18 protein-coding genes are annotated in these 18494 nt (G+C 68.7%); 9 read left to right on the top strand and 9 right to left on the bottom strand.

The genetic code is table 11. The features are described 5' to 3' along the window. Positions 1 to 22 precede the first annotated feature (22 nt). The 4 genes from ACFOSH_RS13530 to ACFOSH_RS13515 all read left to right on the top strand — a co-directional run bounded on the left by ACFOSH_RS13530 (position 23) and on the right by ACFOSH_RS13515 (position 2950). Positions 23 to 514 carry a hypothetical protein gene (locus ACFOSH_RS13530; RefSeq protein ID WP_378239185.1) on the top strand — a complete coding sequence of 164 codons (492 nt, stop codon included), beginning with the start codon at positions 23 to 25 and terminating at the stop codon, positions 512 to 514. A 70-nt stretch (positions 515 to 584) separates the two neighbouring features. Continuing rightward, the gene (locus tag ACFOSH_RS13525; RefSeq protein WP_378239155.1) at positions 585 to 1358 is read left to right on the top strand and encodes a YcnI family copper-binding membrane protein; all 774 of its coding nucleotides are present in this window, start codon (positions 585 to 587) and stop codon (positions 1356 to 1358) included. Further along, positions 1359 to 1922 carry a copper resistance CopC family protein gene (locus ACFOSH_RS13520; protein ID WP_378239154.1) on the top strand — a complete coding sequence of 188 codons (564 nt, stop codon included), beginning with the start codon at positions 1359 to 1361 and terminating at the stop codon, positions 1920 to 1922. Beyond that, the gene (locus ACFOSH_RS13515; RefSeq protein ID WP_378239153.1) at positions 1919 to 2950 is read left to right on the top strand and encodes a copper resistance D family protein; all 1032 of its coding nucleotides are present in this window, start codon (positions 1919 to 1921) and stop codon (positions 2948 to 2950) included. Before ACFOSH_RS13520 ends, ACFOSH_RS13515 begins: the two co-directional genes overlap by 4 nt. On the opposite strand, the gene ACFOSH_RS13510 is transcribed toward ACFOSH_RS13515, so the two are convergent. Then, positions 2947 to 3513 carry a dihydrofolate reductase family protein gene (locus ACFOSH_RS13510; RefSeq protein WP_378239152.1) on the bottom strand — a complete coding sequence of 189 codons (567 nt, stop codon included), beginning with the start codon at positions 3511 to 3513 and terminating at the stop codon, positions 2947 to 2949. The two genes, ACFOSH_RS13515 and ACFOSH_RS13510, sit on opposite strands and share 4 nt — an antisense overlap. Positions 3514 to 3724: 211 nt before the next feature. On the opposite strand from ACFOSH_RS13510, the gene ACFOSH_RS13505 reads away from it, so the two are divergent. Next, a complete protein-coding gene (locus tag ACFOSH_RS13505) occupies positions 3725 to 5800 on the top strand; it encodes a tetratricopeptide repeat protein (RefSeq protein WP_378239151.1) in 2076 nt (691 codons plus the stop codon). Between the two features lie 214 nt (positions 5801 to 6014). Here the strand turns inward: ACFOSH_RS13505 and ACFOSH_RS13500 are convergent, their stop codons facing one another. Further along, the gene (locus ACFOSH_RS13500; protein WP_378239150.1) at positions 6015 to 6953 is read right to left on the bottom strand and encodes a phosphotransferase family protein; all 939 of its coding nucleotides are present in this window, start codon (positions 6951 to 6953) and stop codon (positions 6015 to 6017) included. Then, a complete protein-coding gene (locus ACFOSH_RS13495) occupies positions 6913 to 8331 on the bottom strand; it encodes a tetratricopeptide repeat protein (protein WP_378239149.1) in 1419 nt (472 codons plus the stop codon). Before ACFOSH_RS13495 ends, ACFOSH_RS13500 begins: the two co-directional genes overlap by 41 nt. Positions 8332 to 8647: 316 nt before the next feature. Here ACFOSH_RS13495 and ACFOSH_RS13490 point away from each other — a divergent pair, with 316 nt between their 5' ends. After that, positions 8648 to 9022, top strand: coding sequence for a hypothetical protein (locus ACFOSH_RS13490; RefSeq protein ID WP_378239147.1), 375 nt, complete (start codon positions 8648 to 8650; stop codon positions 9020 to 9022). Positions 9023 to 9035: 13 nt separating this feature from the next. Further along, positions 9036 to 9446, top strand: coding sequence for a hypothetical protein (locus ACFOSH_RS13485; protein ID WP_378239146.1), 411 nt, complete (start codon positions 9036 to 9038; stop codon positions 9444 to 9446). 362 nt (positions 9447 to 9808) lie between these two features. Here ACFOSH_RS13485 and ACFOSH_RS13480 read toward each other — a convergent pair whose 3' ends face one another. Further along, positions 9809 to 11065, bottom strand: coding sequence for an MFS transporter (locus ACFOSH_RS13480; RefSeq protein ID WP_378239145.1), 1257 nt, complete (start codon positions 11063 to 11065; stop codon positions 9809 to 9811). Continuing rightward, positions 11058 to 12380 carry a GH1 family beta-glucosidase gene (locus ACFOSH_RS13475; protein WP_378239144.1) on the bottom strand — a complete coding sequence of 441 codons (1323 nt, stop codon included), beginning with the start codon at positions 12378 to 12380 and terminating at the stop codon, positions 11058 to 11060. The genes ACFOSH_RS13480 and ACFOSH_RS13475 overlap by 8 nt, the downstream gene beginning before the upstream one ends. 126 nt (positions 12381 to 12506) lie before the next feature. Here ACFOSH_RS13475 and ACFOSH_RS13470 point away from each other — a divergent pair, with 126 nt between their 5' ends. Continuing rightward, positions 12507 to 13151, top strand: a complete 645-nt coding sequence (locus ACFOSH_RS13470) for a TetR/AcrR family transcriptional regulator (protein WP_378239143.1) — start codon at positions 12507 to 12509, stop codon at positions 13149 to 13151. 396 nt (positions 13152 to 13547) lie between these two features. Here ACFOSH_RS13470 and ACFOSH_RS13465 read toward each other — a convergent pair whose 3' ends face one another. Continuing rightward, positions 13548 to 14732 carry an amino acid deaminase/aldolase gene (locus ACFOSH_RS13465; protein ID WP_378239142.1) on the bottom strand — a complete coding sequence of 395 codons (1185 nt, stop codon included), beginning with the start codon at positions 14730 to 14732 and terminating at the stop codon, positions 13548 to 13550. Positions 14733 to 14835: 103 nt separating this feature from the next. On the opposite strand from ACFOSH_RS13465, the gene ACFOSH_RS13460 reads away from it, so the two are divergent. After that, positions 14836 to 16140: a D-arabinono-1,4-lactone oxidase gene (locus ACFOSH_RS13460; RefSeq protein WP_378239141.1), complete on the top strand. Its 1305-nt coding sequence runs from the start codon at positions 14836 to 14838 to the stop codon at positions 16138 to 16140. Here ACFOSH_RS13460 and ACFOSH_RS13455 read toward each other — a convergent pair. The 3 genes from ACFOSH_RS13455 to ACFOSH_RS13445 form a co-directional block, all read right to left on the bottom strand. Then, the gene (locus ACFOSH_RS13455) at positions 16137 to 17084 is read right to left on the bottom strand and encodes a ribose-phosphate diphosphokinase (protein ID WP_378239140.1); all 948 of its coding nucleotides are present in this window, start codon (positions 17082 to 17084) and stop codon (positions 16137 to 16139) included. The genes ACFOSH_RS13460 and ACFOSH_RS13455 overlap by 4 nt on opposite strands. Before the next feature lie 61 nt (positions 17085 to 17145). After that, positions 17146 to 17796: an NAD(P)H-binding protein gene (locus tag ACFOSH_RS13450; RefSeq protein WP_378239139.1), complete on the bottom strand. Its 651-nt coding sequence runs from the start codon at positions 17794 to 17796 to the stop codon at positions 17146 to 17148. Between the two features lie 19 nt (positions 17797 to 17815). Beyond that, positions 17816 to 18466: a hypothetical protein gene (locus tag ACFOSH_RS13445; RefSeq protein ID WP_378239138.1), complete on the bottom strand. Its 651-nt coding sequence runs from the start codon at positions 18464 to 18466 to the stop codon at positions 17816 to 17818. Positions 18467 to 18494: the final 28 nt, after the last annotated feature.

The following is an 18494-nucleotide window of genomic DNA, read 5'->3' as shown; positions in this document are numbered from 1 at the left end:
CGTACGTGGTGGCTTGCTCGGCGTGAGCTCCGCGGCGCTGGCTGTGACCGCTCACGTGATCGGGGACGGCGAAGTACCCGATACGGCGATGACGTTGTTGCTCACCGTGTTGATCGGCTGGAACGCCGCCGCGCTCGCTTCGAAGGCCCGCGGGCCGCTGGCCACGGTCGTCGACCTCGGCGCCGGTCAGGTCGTGATGCACCTCGTGCTCAGCTCGCTGAGCAGCCACGAGCTCATGCATGACGAACCGGCGCCCGTCTCGGGCGGACTCGCGATGACCGTCGCGCACGTCGTCGCGACGCTGGTCACCGCGTTGCTGCTGGCCAAGGCCGACGGACTGCTGCTCGGCGTCCTGGCCTGCCTGCGCGCGCTGGTCCCGTTCATCCTCAACGCGCTCCCGGTACCCGCCGCGATGGCGTCCCCGGTACTCGCCCGTCCGGCGGGCCCCGGCCACCTCGTCCGCGTGGACCTGCGCCGGGTCCACGGCAGGCGCGGCCCGCCGCTGTTCTCCTGAACCCCAGATCGTCCCCCAGTAATCCGGCGAGGTCCCCGAACCCGCCGTCTTGACCACTTCAGGAGTTCCCGTGTCCAAGCACGTCTTCAAGCGCGCCGGTTTCCTCGCGGCCGCCATCGGCGCCGCCGGTCTGCTGTCCGCCGGGGTCGCCTCGGCCCACGTCACCGCCAATGTCTACGGCCCCCAGCCGGCGAAGGGCGGCTACGGGTCGATCTTCTTCCGCGTCCCCAACGAGGAGAAGGACGCCGGCACCATCAAGGTCGAGATCACCGTCAAGCCCGAGTACGCGCTCAGTTCCGTGCGGGCCAAGCCGCTTCCCGGCTGGAAGGCCGAGGTCGTCAAGTCCAAGCTGCCCGCACCGGTGACCACCGACTCCGGCACGCAGATCACCGAGGCCGTCACCAAGGTCTCCTGGACCGCGGAGCCCGGCACCAAGATCGCCGCCGGGTCGACCGAGTTCCAGGAGTTCCAGATCAGCGCGGGCAAGCTCCCGACCAACGTCGACGCGATCGAGTTCCCGGCCACCCAGACCTACGAGAACGGCAAGGTCGTCGAGTGGAACCAGCCGACCCCGGCCTCCGGTGAAGAGCCCGAGCACCCCGCGCCGAGCGTGAAGCTCGCCGAGAAGAGCGGTGACGGGCACGGCGGCGGCCACGGCACCGACACGAAGGCCACCGAGGAATCCCACGCTTCGTCCTCGTCGTCCGACAACACCGCCCGCTGGCTCGGCGGCGCCGGTCTGGTCGTCGGCGCGCTCGGCCTCGGCGTCGGCGCCGGTGCCACCCTGCGCGCCCGCCGCGCCACCGCTTCCGCCAAGACCGGCAACACCGAGGGAACCGAGTAAATGCGTAAAGCGATCGTCGCGCTGGCGATCACCGGGGTGGCGTGGCTCGCCACCGCCACCCCGGCGCTGGCGCACAACGTCCTGATCTCCTCGGACCCGGCGAAGGGCGCTTCCGTCGCCGCCGGGCCCGCGAAGATCACGCTCACGTTCGACCAGTACGTCCAGAACGCGAACGTCAACCAGATCGCGGTCACCGGACCGGGCGGCGGCCAGTGGGCCGAGGGCCAGGTCGAGGTCCGCGACAGCGCCGTGAGCGTGCCGCTGCGGCCGCTCGGCCCGGCGGGCGAATACAAGATCGGCTACCGGATCCTGTCCGCGGACGGGCACGCGGTGACCGGCGAGGTGCCGTTCACCCTCACCGCCGCGGGCACCGGCACGCCGGCGAGCGCCGACGCCGCGCGTGGCAGCGGCGGCCAGGCCGAGACGACACCGGCGACCGGCGGCGAAGGCTCGTCCGGGGTGCCGATCTGGGTGTGGATCGCGGGAGCCGTCGTGCTGCTCGCCGTCGGACTGACCGTCGCACTGCGCACCGGCGCCGGTGACAAGGAGAAGAGCGGCTCATGACCCAGGCCGAGACCACCTCGCGCGCCCGCGTCGCCGTCCTGTTCTGCGTGGTGACCGCGGGCCTCGTCGGCGCCCTGATCGGCGTCGCGCTGACGGCCACCGCCCCGGTGCCCGGGGTCGCGCAGGTCAGCGAGGTGGTCTCGGTCTCCATCCCGATCGTGCGGGTGCTGCTGGACATCTCGGCGGTCGCCACGATCGGGCTGGCGCTCCTTTCGGTACTGGTCGGCTACGACCGGCCGAAGCTTTCCGAGCCGATCATGCGGCTCGCGCGGCCCGCGAGCGTCGCGGCCGCGCTGGTCTGGGCGACCACCGCGCTCGTCGCGCTGATCCTGCAGACCGCCGAATACCGGCCGGGTTCCAGCACGCTGTCGCTGTCCGACGTCGGGAGCTACATCGCCGACGTCGGCGCGGGGAAGGCGCTGCTGATCGTCGCGGTGCTGGCCCTGCTCCACGCGGGACTCGGCATCCTCGCGCTGAAGCACGGCGAGAAGGTGCCCGCCGAGGTCCGCGTCGGGCTGGGGCTGTTCGCGCTGCTGCCGCTGCCGGTCACCGGGCACGCGTCGAACTGGAACTACCACGACTACACGATGATCTCGATGGAGCTGCACGTCATGAGCGCCGTCGCCTGGACAGGCGGGCTCGGCGCGATGACGGTGCTGCTCGTCGGGAACCGGACTCTGCTGGCACACGCGCTGCCGCGGTTCTCGAAACTGGCGACGCTGTGCCTGATCCTCGGTGCGGCGACCGGCCTGTTCAACGGGCTGATCGAGATCTCGCTCAACCCGTCGCTCGGGTTCTGGGAAGGCGTCTTCACCACGCCGTACGGGCAACTGGTGCTGCTCAAGCTGCTGTGCACCGGAGTGATCGCGAGCCTCGGCGCGTACACGCGCTGGAAGCTGATGCCGCAGATCATCCGGCACAACCGCACGGCGCTGGCCGCGTGGGCGACGCTGGAGCTGACCGTGATGGGGCTGGCGTTCGGATTCGCCGTCGTCCTCACGCGAGCCCCGGTCGTCCCGACGACCTAGTTTTCGACCGCGTACCGCAGGAGCACCACGCCGTTCCGGAACGCGGTCGCCTCGACCGGCTTGAGGTCCAGCCGCTCCTGGAAAAGGCGCGTTCCCTTGCCGCGCGACACCGGGCAGACCATCATCCGGACCTCGTCGACTACGCCGGCGTCCAGCATCGACCGCATGAGCGTCAGGCTCCCCCACAGCCAGAGGTCCTTGCCGCCCCGCTGCTTGAGCTCCCGGATGGTGGCGGCCGGGTCGCTGGTCACCGTCGCGGCGGAAAAGTCGCCCCAGGGGGCGTCGTCCAGCTTCGACGAGGCGACGAACTTGGTGAGGTTGTTGACCTTCTCGCCGTACTCGCCCTGCTCTTCGGCGTTGGGCCAGTAGTCCTTGGACATGGCGTAGGTGTTCGCGCCGAGGATCATCGTGTCGACCGAGTCGATGAACCCCATCACGCTTTCCTTGAACGCGGGCTCGGTCTTCTCGGAGAACGGTTCCCCCGGCACGAAGCTGAGTCCGCCATCTTCCTCCGCGACGATGTTGTCGGCGGTGACCCACTGCTGGACGATGAGCTTGCGCATGGCTTGTCCTCCCTGTTTCGCGGCCACTCCGGCCGCGACTGACCCAGGGACGAAGCCGTCGCGACGTTCTCGACATCCCGGCGACAATCTTTTCCAGCTGTTACCGACCTTGCTCCAAACGGCCGCATTTGGCCGGTTTCACTGTCCTGTCAGGACCTTCACCGGGATGCTCTACGCGATCGCTGGGGTTAACCCGAAGAGGGGACAGTGGATGGGCAGCCCGTTGCCGGGTGACAGTGAAGTGAGCACGCCGCAGGTACCGCGCCAGCGATCGGCGGTCCGGCTCACCAGGCAGGTGAGTTCGGGGCCGCGTCAGCTTCCGCCCGCGCCCGCGCACTTCACCAACCGCACGGCCGAACTCACCCTGCTCGATGAGCTGCTGACCCGGGAAGACGCCGACGGGCCGTCGGTGCACCTGATCAGCGGCCAGGGCGGGATCGGGAAGACGGCGCTGGCCACCGCGTGGGGCCGTCACCTCGCCGACCGGTTCCCCGACGGGCACCTCTGGACGGATCTCGGCGGGTTCAGCACCAACGGCCCGCTCTCCGCGGCCGAAGCGCTCGGCCGGTTCCTCCGGGCGCTCGGCGTCCCGCCGGAGGGGCTGCCCGCGAGCGTCGAAGAACTCACCGCCCTGTACCGCACGACGACCGCCGAGCGGCCCCTGCTCGTGCTGCTCGACAACGCGGCGTCGACCGATCAGGTGCTGCCACTGCTGCCCGCCGGCCCGGGCAGCCTGGTGATCGTGACTTCGAGGCGCCGTCTGGGCAGGCTCCAGACCGAACATCGCGCGAAGCTGATCGAGCTGTCCCCCTTCGGTTCGGCACACAGCGCCGAACTGCTGGGCCGCGCCGTCGGCGCCGAGCGGGTCGGCGCCGAAGCCGACCAGGCACGCGCCATCGCCGACCTGTGCGGCGGCCTGCCGATCGCCCTCACCACGGTCAGCGCCAAGCTGGCGGGGCGCCCGAAAATGTCGCTGGAGAAGATCGCCACCGAGCTGGGGAAGGAATATCGTCGACTGGCCACGCTCTCGACGAAAGAGGCGCAATCGGTGGAAGCCAGCTTCAACCTGTCCTACGACGAACTCCCCTCGGACGCGGCCGCGCTGTACGCGGCGCTCGGGCTCCACCCCGGGCCCGACTTCGGCGTCGGCGTGGCGGCCGCGTCGATCGCCGTCCGCCCCGAGGTCGCCGACGACCTGCTGGACCAGCTCGTCGACGTCGGGCTGCTGATCGACCGCGGCGACGACCGGTACACCTTCCACGACCTCGCGCGGCTGCACGCCAAGGAGAAGACGGCGGGCAACGAGTACGACCGTGACATCGCCCTGCGCCGCATGCTCGAGTGGTACCTCTTCACGGCGTCGGCGACCACGGGCCTGACCGTCCCCGACCAGGATCCGATCCCGTACCGCTACGAGTACCGGCCGGCGGCGCCGCTTTCGTTCGCTTCGTCCGACGAGGAACTCGCCTGGCTCGAACTGGAGCGCGAGAACCTCATCGCCGCGATCGAGGCCGCCGAGACGTGGCAGCTGCCCGAGCTCGGCTGGCAGCTCGCCGCCGCGATGTGGCCGCTTTTCCTGCTGCGCAAGCACTACCCGGACTTCCTGCGGGTGAGCCAGGCGGGCATGCGCTGCGCGCGGGAGTGGGGCGACTCCGGCGCGGAGGCGCTGATGCACAACCGCAGCGGCGCCGCCTGCCGCGGCACCGGCCGCTACGACGACGCCGTCGGGCACTACACGGCAGGTCGCGAAGCCGCGCGGACAGCGGGGAACGGTGTCGTCGAGATCCGTTCGGTGGAAGGGCTCGGCCTGGTCGCCCTGCAGCAGGGCAGGCTCGACGACGCGATCGAGTGGTTCACCGAAGACCATCTGCTCAGCGAGCGGCAGGACCGACGGCACGACGTCGGGCTGGCGCTGATCAACCTCGGCGCGACCCGCGTCCGCGCCGGGCGGCCCGAAGCCGCGATCGCCGACCTCACCCGCGCTCGCGACGTCCTCGAAGGCGACGACTACAACGTGGCCCGCGCCCGGATCGAACTCGGCCGTGCCCTCACGGCCACCGGGGATCTCACGGCCGCGCGGGCCGAACTCGAACCCGCCCGCGTCACGATGGAGGCGAGCGGATCGAGGTTCGAGGTGGCCAGGGCGCTGGCCGCGTTCGGCGAGATCGCCGAGGCGGACGGCGAACAGGACGAAGCCCGGGGCTTCTACGACCGGGCCTTGCCGATTTTCGTCGGCCTCGGCCGTCCGGAGGCGAACGCTCTGCGTACGCGTTTGGAACAGCTCTGACCCGGCGGTACCGATCGGTGCGCCAACGACCAGGTGAACGACGCCCCCGGAATGACTCAGCGTAGCTGCAAGTTGCACATTTGGGGGAGTATTGATCCAATAGAAGTGATCGGCCCGGCCGAATTCGTCACTGATTGATCGGCGAATTCGGACAAGCGACGAACGGTCATTCGGCGTCGGCGAATGCACGTGCAGATAGCCGTTCCCGGGCGGCTCACCGATACCGGTTCCACCGCGCGCCGGTGCGCCCGTTCCGGAGATCGTCCAACCGTTTCCGCAGCTCATCGCGTACACCGGGATGACTCCGGAGAATCGGGAGAACACTCGTGGTGAGCTTCAGTTCACGGATCGCACGCAAAACCGGGAACCCGGACCAGGTGGTCACGTCGAATCCGTACCGCTCGGCGAACACGCGATAACGAGCGGGTGGATCACCGAACCGTTCATGGCCGACGGCGAGCGGCGTCAGATCCCATTCCGGCGGCCCGACACAGGACGAATCGAAATCGCACAGGACCGGCCCGTCCGGCCCGCCGATCACATTCCCGGTGTGCGCGTCCCCGTGGACGAGGCCCCTGGGCAGGGGGAAGTCGAGTGTCGCGAGGGCGGCTTCGACCTCGGCACAGCGCTCCAGGAGGAAGCGCCTGTCGCCCTCGGCCAGCTCCTCCGCGTCCGACACCCGGGCGCGGACCGCGGCGAACGGCGCCCACTGGGCGAGCCCCTCGGGCGGTTCGAGCGCGTGGACCCGGCGCAGCAGCGCGGCGAGGTCCGCCGACCTCGCCCTCCGGCCGCTCTCCGGCACCTTCCACCAGACCGTCACGAGATGCTCGCCGACCGGCAGCGGCTGGTCGATGCCCGGAATCAGGCGGATGGCCGGCACGGCGTGCCGTTCGAAGTGGCGCGCGACCCGCACGACCGTGCCGACGCGGTGCCGCAGCAGGGTGGAGCCGACGATCCGCACGACGAACGGCGCGCTCGCCAGCTCGTAGACGGCGTTGTTGGTGAACCTCAGCAGCCGGGCGCCTTCGGGGTCCACACCCAGCACCTCGCACGTCCGCCCCAGGGCGTCGCGCAGTTTGCCGGGCGTGAACCGGCCGACCGATCCGGTCGGCTCAGGCGGCGTAGAAGGAATTGAGGCGGTCGGCGAGGTCACGGGCGTCGGCGTTGTTCCGGCGGCGTTCCGCCTCGACCTGCAGCGGCCGCATCCGGTCCTTCACCCGCTCCGACTTGATGCCCTCGGCACAGTCGACGGCCTTCGAGCCCACCTTGGCGCCATGATCGAGATCGCCTTCGAGCAGGTGGTTCGTGGCCAGCGCGCTGAGCATGAACGTCTTGCTGCGGGCCATGTCGTCGTCGTAGGACTCGACAGCCTTGGTCAGCGCCGGGATCGCGTACTTGGTGTGCTCGGCGTTCTTCGCGGCGAGCACGGTGTGCACGGTGCCGATCATGGCGTAGACGTCTGTCTCGGTGAAGAACTTGACCCAGGATTCGGCCTCGGCCAGGTTGGCGCGGGCGAATTCGTCCTTGCTCCGGCCGAGCAGCTTCACGGCCTGTTCCTCGTTGCCCATCATCGCGTAGGCCCACGCCTCGTTGGCGCAGAGCACGGCGACCGCCAGCTCGGAGCCCGATTCCTGGGCGGCGATCTGGCCGAGCTGGAACAGTTTCAGCGCGTCGTTCGGAGCGTCCTGGTGCAGGTAGACGCGCCCCATGCGGTAGAGGACGTTGGCCACCAGCGGGTGGTTGTCGCCCTGTTTGGCCAGGTCCAGCGCGTTCGCGAAATGGCCGCGCGCGGAGTCCATGAGGCCGGTGTCGAAAGACGTCCAGCCCGCCAGGCTGTGCAGGTCGGCCAGCGCCACGTACAGCCGGTTCTTGACCATTTCGGTGCCGTTGGACTCGAGCATCTGCTGCCCCCAGGACAGCTGCGCGACCACGGCGTCGCGGCAGAAACCGCCGCCGTACTGGTAGTCGAGGGACCGGAGCGCTCTGGTCGCGGCTTCCACCTGGCGGACGTCGGTCATGCCGATCCGCCCCGGGGCGGGCGTCTTCGCCGGCCCGGCCGACCACGTCCCCGATTCCGGACCGAACACCGCCGCACCCATCGTGACCTGGGCGGCGTGCGCGAGGAACCTCCGTCGCTTCACGGACTCGTCCTCCTCCGCCTGCTGGCCGTCGGCAGCGCCGACGACCTTTATCGCTGTCGCCTCGTCATAGGCGAGACCCATGTATCCCCGTGGGACACCAAGGCCGTCAGCGATGCGGGTGAGCACGTCGTACGCCATCACCTGGCGACCTTTGAGGATCTCGGACACCTCGGACTGCGACTGGCCGGTCATCGCGGCGATCTGACGCTGCGAAACACCGTGCTTGCGCAACAGCCGGTACACGGAGGAGATCTCCCGTGTCGCCAGCGCCGCTCGCATCTCCGCCTGTTCCCAGGCATCCGGCGGCACGGGGTGACTCTGGCGGCCCGACGCGTTCGTGGTCTTCGCGTTCGAGCCGGCGACAGCGCCGCCACCGATACTGGCGTCCATTGCGCCCCCTCACAGTTCCGTTGGGGTCGAGAAACAGCGTAGGCACACCTATTCAACCGTGCGAAACACCGGAATGCCCGTTGTGATCGGCCCGGCAGAAGTCGTTTGACCGCTTACCGTGAAACCTCGTCCGGTCACCGCTATGACGGCGGTTCGACCTTCTATCGCACTCGGTTTCACATCACTGTAGTTGTCAGATCTCCGTGACCGACCAGCCACCGGCAGCGATCACAGAGAGCTACCAAGTCTCCGAACCCCTACAGGTGCGGAAACGCGGTTACGAAGACGACGTGAACGAGAGAGCGGAGAAGAGCCAGTGGAGTTCGTGGACTCGATCGCAACAGGCTCCATCACCGCGGGACGGCCCGGTATGGCCACGCGTCACCTGCGTGCGACCGGCCCCGCCGGTCAGCAGGCGGTCGGCGTCACCCCCGGCGTCACCCGTCCGGTCTCTCCTTCCGCCACGGTCGACCCCCGTACCGCGAGTGTGCGCCGTTACGAAGGCGGACAGCTGATCTGGCGGGTGCAGTGCGGCGATCTCATCAGCCGCGAACGCGCCGTCACCGTGTTCGTCGAAGACAACCAGGTTGTTCTCGTCTCGCCGCCAGGAGAGACCGCGCGCTTGACGTCCGGCCAGCTCGGACAGCTCCGGGCAGCGCTCAACGAAGCCGCCAAGATGGCGGAAAGGTAACGGTGAGTTCTCCGTGGATCAGGTCCTAGGGCAAGTCCTCCGCAACGCGGTTTGGGAACGCCTCGACATGCTCTCCGATCTCGCGACCCGGGCCGACGCGCAGTCGCTCGTGTCGGTCGCCCGCTCGGAGCTCCCCCGGCTGACCGAAGGCTGGCGCGCGATGCTCCAGGCGCACGAGCCCGACGAGCGCGGGGACTGTCCCACCTGCTCGACCCGTTGGCACAGGTGCAAGGCCCCCTGCTCGGTATGGCAGGTCGCGCACGAGCACCTGGTCGCCGGTGGCCTCGCCCCCCAGCAGACCGCCGCCACCCAGGACCACCGGCGCCGCGTCCCCGGGCAGAGCCGCGTGAGCCCGGCCGAAACCACCGGCAGGCACGCGCTGGTCAACCCGCGTCGTGCGGCTATCGGCAGCGTGCACGCTTGAAAGAATGCCGCAGCCTGACTCGTCTTGAGAAAGACACAGCTTGACAGGCCGGCGAGTGAACGGCGGTCCGAGCGCCCCCTCGGCAACCACGCCATGAACTCGCCTTCGCCGGCAGAGGTTCGCGCGTACCCCCGAACGCGTTGAGCCGCTCTCGGTAATCACTCCGGTCCCCACCGCGATTAATCGAAAATTATCGGCAGAACACCTAGCGAACGCAGTAATCGGTCGCTAAGTTGATGATCACGAACGCAGCGCGATACCTGCCCCCGAGGTCCGCGTTGTCGTCCCCCGAACCCCGCGGGCCGGTGCCGTTGCACTCCCCTCCCCCGACCGGCACCGGTCCGCGGTCTCCAACTTTTCTGTCAGCTGACCGTTTTCACCCGCGTGACCAGCACCGCGGCGATGACGGTGGACAGCGCCGAAGCCGCGAAGAGGCTCGGATACCCGCCCAGGTAGGCCAAGATCGGCGCGGTCAGCATCGGCGCCACCACCTGCGGCAGCGAGTTCGCGATATTGATGACCCCGAGGTCCTTCGCCCGGTCCTGCGCGGCGGGCAGGACCTGCGTGAGCATCGCCAGCGCGACGGCCATGTACGCGCCGAAACCGACTCCCAGCAGCGGCGACGCCACGAGCGCGGCCGTCCAGTTCTGCCAGACGGCCAGCAGCAGCGCGGCGACGGCCATCACCGCTGACGCGGCGAAGACGTAGGGCTTGCGGCGTCCGGACTTGTCGGAGAAGTGCCCGGCGAGGAGCGCGCCGACGACGAGGGCGGCGCCGTAGAAGCCCATCATGATCAGCAGTCCGGTGTCCGGGTCTTCGTAGTGCACCGCGTCCTTGAGGAAGAACAGCAGGTACAGGGTCCCGAAGGCGTTGCCGAGGTTGATCATGAAGTGGCAGGCCCACGCCCAGGCGAAGTCCGGGTGCCTGCGCGGGGAGATCCACAGGTTCGCGAGCACGTCCCGGAGCCGGGCGGACGGCCGGTACGCGACCGGCAGCCGCGCGTCCGGCGTGCGCAGGACGAACGCCGCCGCGCCCGCCAGCACGATGGCCGCGCACACCGCGTAGCCCAGCGGGAGACCGGCGAGGTCGAGCATCACCACGACCACCACCGCGCCGAGCACGGTCCCGAGCATCTGGGCGATGCCGACCAGCCCGCCGACCTGCGCGCGCTGGGCCACGGGCACCCGGTCCGCGATCGCGGAGACCAGCATCGCGAGCATTCCGTTCAAACCCGCCTGGACCAGGCACCAGCCGAGCACCATGACCGCGACGTTCGGCGCGAACCCGAGGACGAGCAGCCCCGCCGCGGCGACCGCCGCACCGGCGGCCGTCCACGGATGGCGGCGGCCGCGGGCGGAACAGGTGCGGTCCGAGAGCAGGCCGACGGCGGGGTTGGCGATCAGCGCGACGACCGCGCCGACCCCGGTGACGAGACTGAAGACGGCTTCTTTGTTGGCCGCGTCCAGTATTTCGGCCTGCTTCGGCAGCAGGACTTGGATGGGCGCGTAGACGCCGAGCCAGAGCGCGATGTTCGCGAAGAAGAGCAGGCTCATCCAGCCCGCGCGGACCCTCGCGACCGGCTCGGCGAGCGCCTCGGGCAGCTCCCTGACCTCACTCATGGCGGATCAGTTCCCGGTACCAGCCGAAGGAATCCTTCGGGGTCCGCTTCTGCGTCTCGTAGTCGATGTGCACCAGGCCGAAGCGCGGCTGGTAGCCCTTCGACCATTCGAAGTTGTCCATCAGCGACCACACGAAGTACCCGCGGATGTCGACGCCGGCGTCCATCGCTTCGCGTACCGCGACCAGGTGGCTGTCGAGGAAGTCGATGCGCTCCGGATCGTGGACTTGCCCGTCCTCGGCGACGACGTCGTCGAAACTGCAGCCGTTCTCGGTGATGTAGACGGGCGGGAGGTGCTCGCGGTAGCGCTCGTGGAAGCCGACGAGCAGCTCGCGCAGCCCGTGCGGCACGATCGGCGAATCGTTGGTGGTCATGGGATATCCCTCGATCGCGCGAAGCTCGAAGGGAAGCGGGTTGCCCTCGCCGGGCGCGGCGACGCCCTGCGGCTCGTAGTAATTCACCCCATAGAAGTCGAGCGGCTGCGCGATGGTGGGCAGATCGTCGGCGAAGCCCGCCGGGAGATGTTCGACGACTTGTTCGGGATAACTGCCGAGTAGCACCGGATCTGCGTAAGTGCGATTAATGAGGGCGTCGATCCATTCGCCCGCGGCCTTGTCTTCCGGCGAATCGGAGGCGGGCCAAATCGGCGAATGGTTGTTGGCCGTGCCGACACCGCGGGCGCCGTTCGCGCGGAGGGCTTGGACGGCGAGACCGTGCGCGAGATTCTGGTAGTGCGCGGTGGGCAGGGCGTCGAGCAGAAGTGTCTTGCCGGGGGCGTACTCGCCGATCGCGTACCCGAAGATCGACATGACCATGGGCTCGTTGAGCGGGATCCACATTTTCACCCGATCGGAGAAGCGCTCGCCCAGGATGGCGGCGTACTCCGCGAACCGTTCGGCGGTATCACGGGAGAGCCAGCCGCCCTTGTCTTCGAGTGCCTGCGGGAGGTCCCAGTGGAAGAGCGTTCCCGTCGGCGCGAGACCGGCGGCGCAAACCTCGTCGATCACTTCGTCATAGAAGGCAAGGCCTTCGGCGTTCGGCTTGCCTTCGCCGTCGGGCTGGATCCTGGGCCAGGCGAAGGACATGCGGTACGCGCCGACACCGAGGTCGGCCATCAGCGCGATGTCCTCGCGATAGCGGTGGAAGTGGTCGGCGGCCACCCTGGCGTGCTCGGCCCGCGCGATCTTTCCCTCCGTTTCGGTGAACGTGTCCCAAATGGACTGTCCCCGGCCGCCCTCCCTCGTCGCCCCCTCGATCTGGAAGGCGGAGGTCGAAACACCCCACAGGAATTCGGACGGGAAGGTCGGATTCTCCACCGGCGGCACACCTTTCCTCTTCAGACTCGGCCGAACATGAAAAGTTCTCAGATACTATGCCTTCACTCGACCGTGGGGAACCCCGTCGGCACGATAAAGTCGCAGATCAGCGAAGGAGGAGCCCGAGTGTCCGACATCCAGGCCGCGAAACCTCAAGCGGAGACGACTCCGCTCCGGCGGCAGCCCGTTCAGCAACGCAGTGCCAAGCGGGTGGAGCAGATGCTCGACGCCAGCGCGCAGCTGATCGACGAGCTCGGTTACGACGCACTGACGACCACACTGATCGCGAAGCGCGCCGGGGTGGCCGTCGGTTCGCTGTACCAGTTCTTCCCCGACAAACGGGCCGTGGTGCAGGCGCTGACGCAGCGCAATCTCGAACGGTTCGTCGCCTCGGTGTCCGAAACCCTGAACGAGCTCGCACCCGAGCATTGGTGGGACGTCGTGGATTCGATCCTCGACATCTATCTCGCGATGCACCGCGAGGTCCCGGGATTCTCGAAGGTCCACTTCGGTGACGTCGTGGACCGGCAGCTCCTGGACGAGACCCGGGACAACAACGCCGTCATCGTCGACGCGCTCACCGACATCCTTTCGGCGCGGATCCCGTCGCCGCTGGACGACATCCGGTTCGCGCTGACGATCGCGAACGAGACCGCGGACGCGCTGCTGAAGCTGGCTTTCCGTCGCGACCCGCGAGGGGACGAGCGGATCGTGGCGGAGGCGAAGTCGGTGGTGAAGGGATACCTGGCGAGCAAGTTCGGGGAGGCCTGACAGACGCTTTCGCCACGTCCGATGCGGCGAAGGACGCCTTCCCCACGTCCATCCACTATGGACTCGATGCTCGCCGCCCGGACGTCGCGAAGGCCACCTTCAGGACGCTCAACGTCCTGAAGGTGGCCTTGCCGTCACCGGCGGATCCCCCTTGCTCCATTCGTGTCCACCGATGCCCGGTTCCGAAGCCTCACCAGTCACACAGCTCCCACCAGCCACGCCTCTGCTCACTCTGACCTGGCCTTATCCAGTTATCCACACAAGCTGTCCACACCCACCCACAGTTGTGGACAACCTCGCCCCTCAGCCCTCGGAACCCCACTCGCCGACACCCCCTCCCGCTACGCTGGTGCAGGGCGCGCCCCCCACGGATGGGTGGGGGGTGGGGTTCGCGGGTCAGCCGAAGTTTTGGGACTCCCCTCGGTAGGTGGGGACGGTCCGGTCGACCCGGTCGCCGATGACGACGTGGTAGTGCGTGAAGCGTTCGGCGAGTTCGCCGGCTTTCGCGTGGCGCAGCCAGACTCGGTCGCCCAGCCGCAGGTGGCGGGCGGCGTCGCCGGAGACGGGGGTTTGGACTTCGCCCGCGCCTTCGAAGCCGAGCAGCGAGAGACCTTCGGGCAGGTAGGGCGTCGGCTGTCGCGAAGACTCCGTTGGGCCAGAAGCGATGTAGCCGCCGGAAAAGAGTGTCGCGACCTTCGGCGCCGGACGTCGGACCACGGGGAGCGCGAACATCGCGGCCGGGCGCGGCGAGAAGTGCGCGTAGCCGTCGAAAAGCGTCGGCCCGATCAGGCCCGAGCCCGCCGCGATTTCGGTGACGGCCGCTTCCGCGCCGGTCGATTCCACGCTGCCGCTGCCACCGCCGTTGACGAACTCCAGATCCGCCAACGCCCGAACGGCGCGAACCGCTGCCGCGCGGCGCTTCGCGATTTCCACAATGGACTTCCGCTGCATCCAGCCGATGACCGAGTTCTTGACGCCGCTGCCCGCCGAGTCGCCGAGCCCGGCGATCTGGCCCTCGTACGCCATCATCCCGACGAGCCGGAAACCCTTGCGCGACAAGATTGTCCGCGCCAGATCCGCGGCCTGCCGCGGGCTGAACACCGGCGAGCGCCGGGTGCCGATGTGCACCCCGGGCAGCGGCCGCCACGAAGCGTCGAGTTCGAGACAGACACGGATTTCCGGATGCCCCTGCCCCAGCGCGGCGTCGACCAGGTCGAGGTGTTCGGGCGAATCGACCATGATCGAGATCGCCGCCCGCGCGCGGTCGTTCGCCGCCAGCCGCCGCAGCGCGCCGTGGTCGGCGGTCGGGTACGCCACCACGATGTCCTCGGACGTCCCCTGCTCGACGTGCCAGACGGCTTCGGCGAGCGAGTAGCACATGAGGCCTTCGAAGCCGGGCCGCGCGAGCACCCGTTCGAGCAGGTATCGGCAGCGGACGGACTTGCTGACCACGCGGATCGGTTTGCCGTTCGCCCGCCGCAGCAGGTCGGCGCCGTTCGCGTCGAACGCATCCAAGTCGACTACCGCGAACGGAGGATCCAGGTCCTTCGTCGCCAAGTCGTACACCGTCGCACTGGTCACCCGAACTAAGGTACGACAGAAGGGCTTGAAACGCGAATACTATTCACTTACTGTTTCGGCACTCGCACATCTCAAGGGCAGAAGCTCACGGAACGGGTGGCGCATGACTCGGTGGACCAACTGGGCCGGAACCGCGGCGGCCTCACCCCTGCGCGTGCACCGGCCGCGCGGCACGGAGGAGATCGCCGAGGCGATCGGCCGGTCCGCCGCGGACGGACGGCGTCTGCGCCCGCTGGGCAGCGGCCACTCGTTCACGGCCATCGCCGCGGCGGATTCGGACGCCATGGAGCTGACCGGCTGGACCGGCATCGCGTCGGCCGACGTCGCGAAAGGCCTGGTCACGGTCCGCTCGGGCACCACGCTCAAGCAGCTCAACGCCGAACTCGACGCGCTCGGGCTGGCGATGACCAACCTCGGCGACATCGACGCGCAGACCGTCTCGGGCGCGATTTCGACCGGCACCCACGGCACCGGCGCCCGCCTCGGCGGGATCGCCACCCAGATCGCCGCGCTCGAACTCGTGCTCGCCGACGGCACCGTGGTCACCTGTTCGGCCGACGAACGCCCCGATCTCTTCTCCGCCGCGAGGGTCGGCCTCGGCGCGCTCGGCGTCATCAGCACGGTCACCCTGCAGTGTGAACCGTCGTTCCTGCTCTCCGCCCAGGAGCGGCCGGAACCCCTCGAACAGGTCCTCGAAGGCTTCGACCAGTTCGCCGACGAGAACGACCACTTCGAGTTCTACTGGTTCCCGTACGGCAAGAACGCCCTGGTCAAGCGCAACAACCGGCTGCCGGCGGGCAGTGAACGCCGCCCGCTGAGCAAGGTGAAGGAATTCGTCGACTACGAGGTCACGGAGAACCTCGCGTTCGGCGGCCTGTGCCGTCTCGGCCGCGCGGTGCCGAAACTCGTGCGGCCGCTCGGCAAGTTCGCCTCGAACGTCCTCTCCGCCCGCGACTACAGCGACACCTCGCATCGCGTCTTCGTGACCCATCGCGGTGTCCGGTTCGTCGAGTCGGAGTTCGCGGTCCCCCGCGAATCGCTGCTCGACGTCTTCGCCGAACTCCGCGCGCTGGTGCCGAAGCTGGAGAACCCGGTGATGTTCCCGGTCGAGGTGCGCGTCGCCGCCGCGGACGACATCTGGCTCTCGACCGCGAACGGCCGCGACTCGGCCTACATCGCGATCCACCAGTTCCTCGGCATGCCCTACCGCGAGTACTTCGCCGGATTCGCGTCGATCGTCGGCGAGGTCGGCGGCCGCCCGCACTGGGGCAAGATGCACGACCTCGACGCCGCGACGCTGCGCTCGCGGTACCCGCGGTTCGACGACTTCCTGCGGGTCCGCAAGGAGGTGGACCCGGCCGGGGTCTTCACGAACACCTACCTCGACCGGGTCCTCGGAACCGTTTAAGCCGTTTCAAAGAGTGCGCTGACGGATTCTCCGTTGTGGATCCGCCGCATCGCCTCCGCCAGCGCGGGCGCGATGGACAGGACCCGCAGCTTCGGGCTCTGCTCCTCCGGCGGGATCGGCACCGTGTTGGTGCAGACGATCTCCAGCACGTCGTCCTGCTCGCCGATCCGCTTCAGCGCGCCGCTGGAGAACAGCCCGTGCGTGCAGGCGACGCGGATCGAGCGCGGCTTCAGCTCCCGCAACTTCGACAGCAGTTCGAGCACCGTGCTGCCCTTGGCGATCTCGTCGTCGAGGACGATCACGTCGCGGCCGGTGATCTCACCGATCACCGAGCTGATCTCGACCCTGTCGTCGGCGAATCGCTGCTTCGCACCTGCGGCGACCTGAACGCCGAGCAGCCGTGCGAAATGCGCGGCTTCCTTGGCGTTGCCGAGATCCGGCGAAACGACGGTGGTCGCGGAGAGGTCGTACTGGCGGAAGTGCTTCGCCAGTTCCTGCAACGCGTGCAGGTGATCGACCGGGACGCTGAAGAAGCCGTGCACCTGCGGCGAGTGCAGGGTCATCGCGAGGACGCGATCGGCGCCGGCGGTCGCCATGAGGTCGGCGACGAGACGGCCGCCGATCGAGATCCGCGGCGCGTCCTTCTTGTCCGACCGCGCGTACGAGTAGTGCGGCATGACGACGGTGATCCGCTTCGCCGACGCGCCCCGTGCGGCGTCCAGCATCAGCAGCAGTTCGACGAGATTCTCCTGCACCGGCCGCACCAGTGGCTGGATCAGGAAGACGTCGCGCTCGCGGCAATTCGCCTCGAGCTGGACTTCGAGGCAGTCGTTGGCGAACCGCTGCACCCGCACGGGATGCAGCGGGACACCGAGATGGGCACAGATCTCTTCGGCGAGCTCGGGATGTGCGCTACCGCTGAAAACCGCGATGTCCTCGCGCAAGGACCTACTCCGTTCACTTAACTGACGGATTACGTCCACACACTAGCCAGGACAGGGGATTTCACAGAGCGGAAACGGCCTGAGAGATAGCAGTATCACCCGAGATCGCTTCGAGGACGCGGCGCGCCGTGGACGGATGGTCGAGCAACGCGACGAGGACCGCGGCGACGTCCTGGCGGGGAATGGGCCCGCGTCCGGTGGATTCGGCGATCAGGATCCGTCCGGTGCCTTCGTCGTTCGTGAGCTGTCCCGGCCGCAAGATCGTCCAGTCGAGATCGCGGGCGCGCAGATCGTCCTCGGCCGCTTTCTTGGCCTTGAGGTAGATCCGGAAATCGTCCGGGACGTCCGCTGTCTCCCATTTGTCGGCTCCCATGGACCCGACCTGGATGTGCCGCCGCACGCCCGCCTGCACCGACGCCGCCGCGAAGAGTTCCGCGGCCGCTCTGTCCACAGTGTCCTTGCGGTCCGTGCCGCTGCCGGGCCCGGCGCCCGCCGCGAAGATCGCGGCGTCGGCACCGTCGAGCACCTTGGCGACGGCGTCCACATCGGACTTTTCCAGATCGAGGACGACGGCTTCGGCACCGGCGGCCTCGAGATCTGCGACGTGGCCGGGATTGCGCACGATCCCCACCGCCTGATCACCGCGCGAAGAGAGGAGCTTCTCCAGCTTCAGCGCGATCTGTCCGTGTCCACCCGCAATGACTACTCGCATGGACCCGACGGTAGCCGGTTCAGTCCACTTCGGCAGCGAGCTCGGTGCCGCGCAGCAGCTGGTCGTAGACGATCTCGTTGACCAGGCGCGAGACCGGGTCCTCGTCCAGGATCATGCGCTCGTTGTGGCCCTCGAGGTCGAGGTCGGTCACCGCGTTGGGGTCGGCGGTGACGATGCCGAGCCCGTAGGCGCGGGCACGCGGCAGGCAGTTGCCGACGTAGTCTTCCGTCAGTACGGCTGGCGATGGGAGCACCATCGCGGCCTCGCCGTAACGCGCGAACGGGACCGCTGAGGCCATCGCGGTGCGCCAGTGCCGGGCGACCGCGAGGACACCGATGATCTCGGCGGCCGGCGCGGGTGCGGTCGCGGCCAGCTCTGGCCATGTCCAGGTGTCGACGGTGGCGCGATCGACGACGGGACCCATGCCCATCGCGATGCGCTCCGCGTGCACGTCGGTGCGGAGCCGGGCGACCACGCAGATCTTGCGGCCGAGCACGGTGGTCTCCGGCAAGACGATGCCGTTCCAGCCGAGCAGGGCCGCCGCCTTGCGCGAAAGCTCCTCGACGCTCGCGGGCAGTTCGATCGGCGGCACCACCCGGCTCGGCAGTGACCGGCTGCGCTTCGCGCCACCGGCGACCGTCGAGCTCTCCATATTCGGTGTAGCCGCCACGTTCCGCCTCCTTCGAACCTGGTTTCCC

It is taken from the genome of Amycolatopsis speibonae (assembly GCF_042647925.1).
In the GTDB taxonomy this organism is placed as follows: Bacteria; Actinomycetota; Actinomycetes; order Mycobacteriales; family Pseudonocardiaceae; genus Amycolatopsis; species Amycolatopsis speibonae.
The sequence above is the reverse complement of the archived record's forward strand: the minus strand, read 5'-3'. Positions and strand labels throughout refer to the sequence as shown.

What these genes read in the sequence shown, in the direction of transcription:
- ACFOSH_RS13520 (WP_378239154.1), top strand. Translation starts at nt 1,359, where the DNA reads ATGCGTAAAGCGATCGTCGCGCTGGCGATCACCGGGGTGGCGTGGCTC.
- ACFOSH_RS13515 (WP_378239153.1), top strand. Translation starts at nt 1,919, where the DNA reads ATGACCCAGGCCGAGACCACCTCGCGCGCCCGCGTCGCCGTCCTGTTC.
- ACFOSH_RS13510 (WP_378239152.1), bottom strand. Translation starts at nt 3,513, where the DNA reads ATGCGCAAGCTCATCGTCCAGCAGTGGGTCACCGCCGACAACATCGTC.
- ACFOSH_RS13505 (WP_378239151.1), top strand. Translation starts at nt 3,725, where the DNA reads ATGGGCAGCCCGTTGCCGGGTGACAGTGAAGTGAGCACGCCGCAGGTA.
- ACFOSH_RS13495 (WP_378239149.1), bottom strand. Translation starts at nt 8,331, where the DNA reads ATGGACGCCAGTATCGGTGGCGGCGCTGTCGCCGGCTCGAACGCGAAG.
- ACFOSH_RS13480 (WP_378239145.1), bottom strand. Translation starts at nt 11,065, where the DNA reads ATGAGTGAGGTCAGGGAGCTGCCCGAGGCGCTCGCCGAGCCGGTCGCG.
- ACFOSH_RS13460 (WP_378239141.1), top strand. Translation starts at nt 14,836, where the DNA reads ATGACTCGGTGGACCAACTGGGCCGGAACCGCGGCGGCCTCACCCCTG.
- ACFOSH_RS13450 (WP_378239139.1), bottom strand. Translation starts at nt 17,796, where the DNA reads ATGCGAGTAGTCATTGCGGGTGGACACGGACAGATCGCGCTGAAGCTG.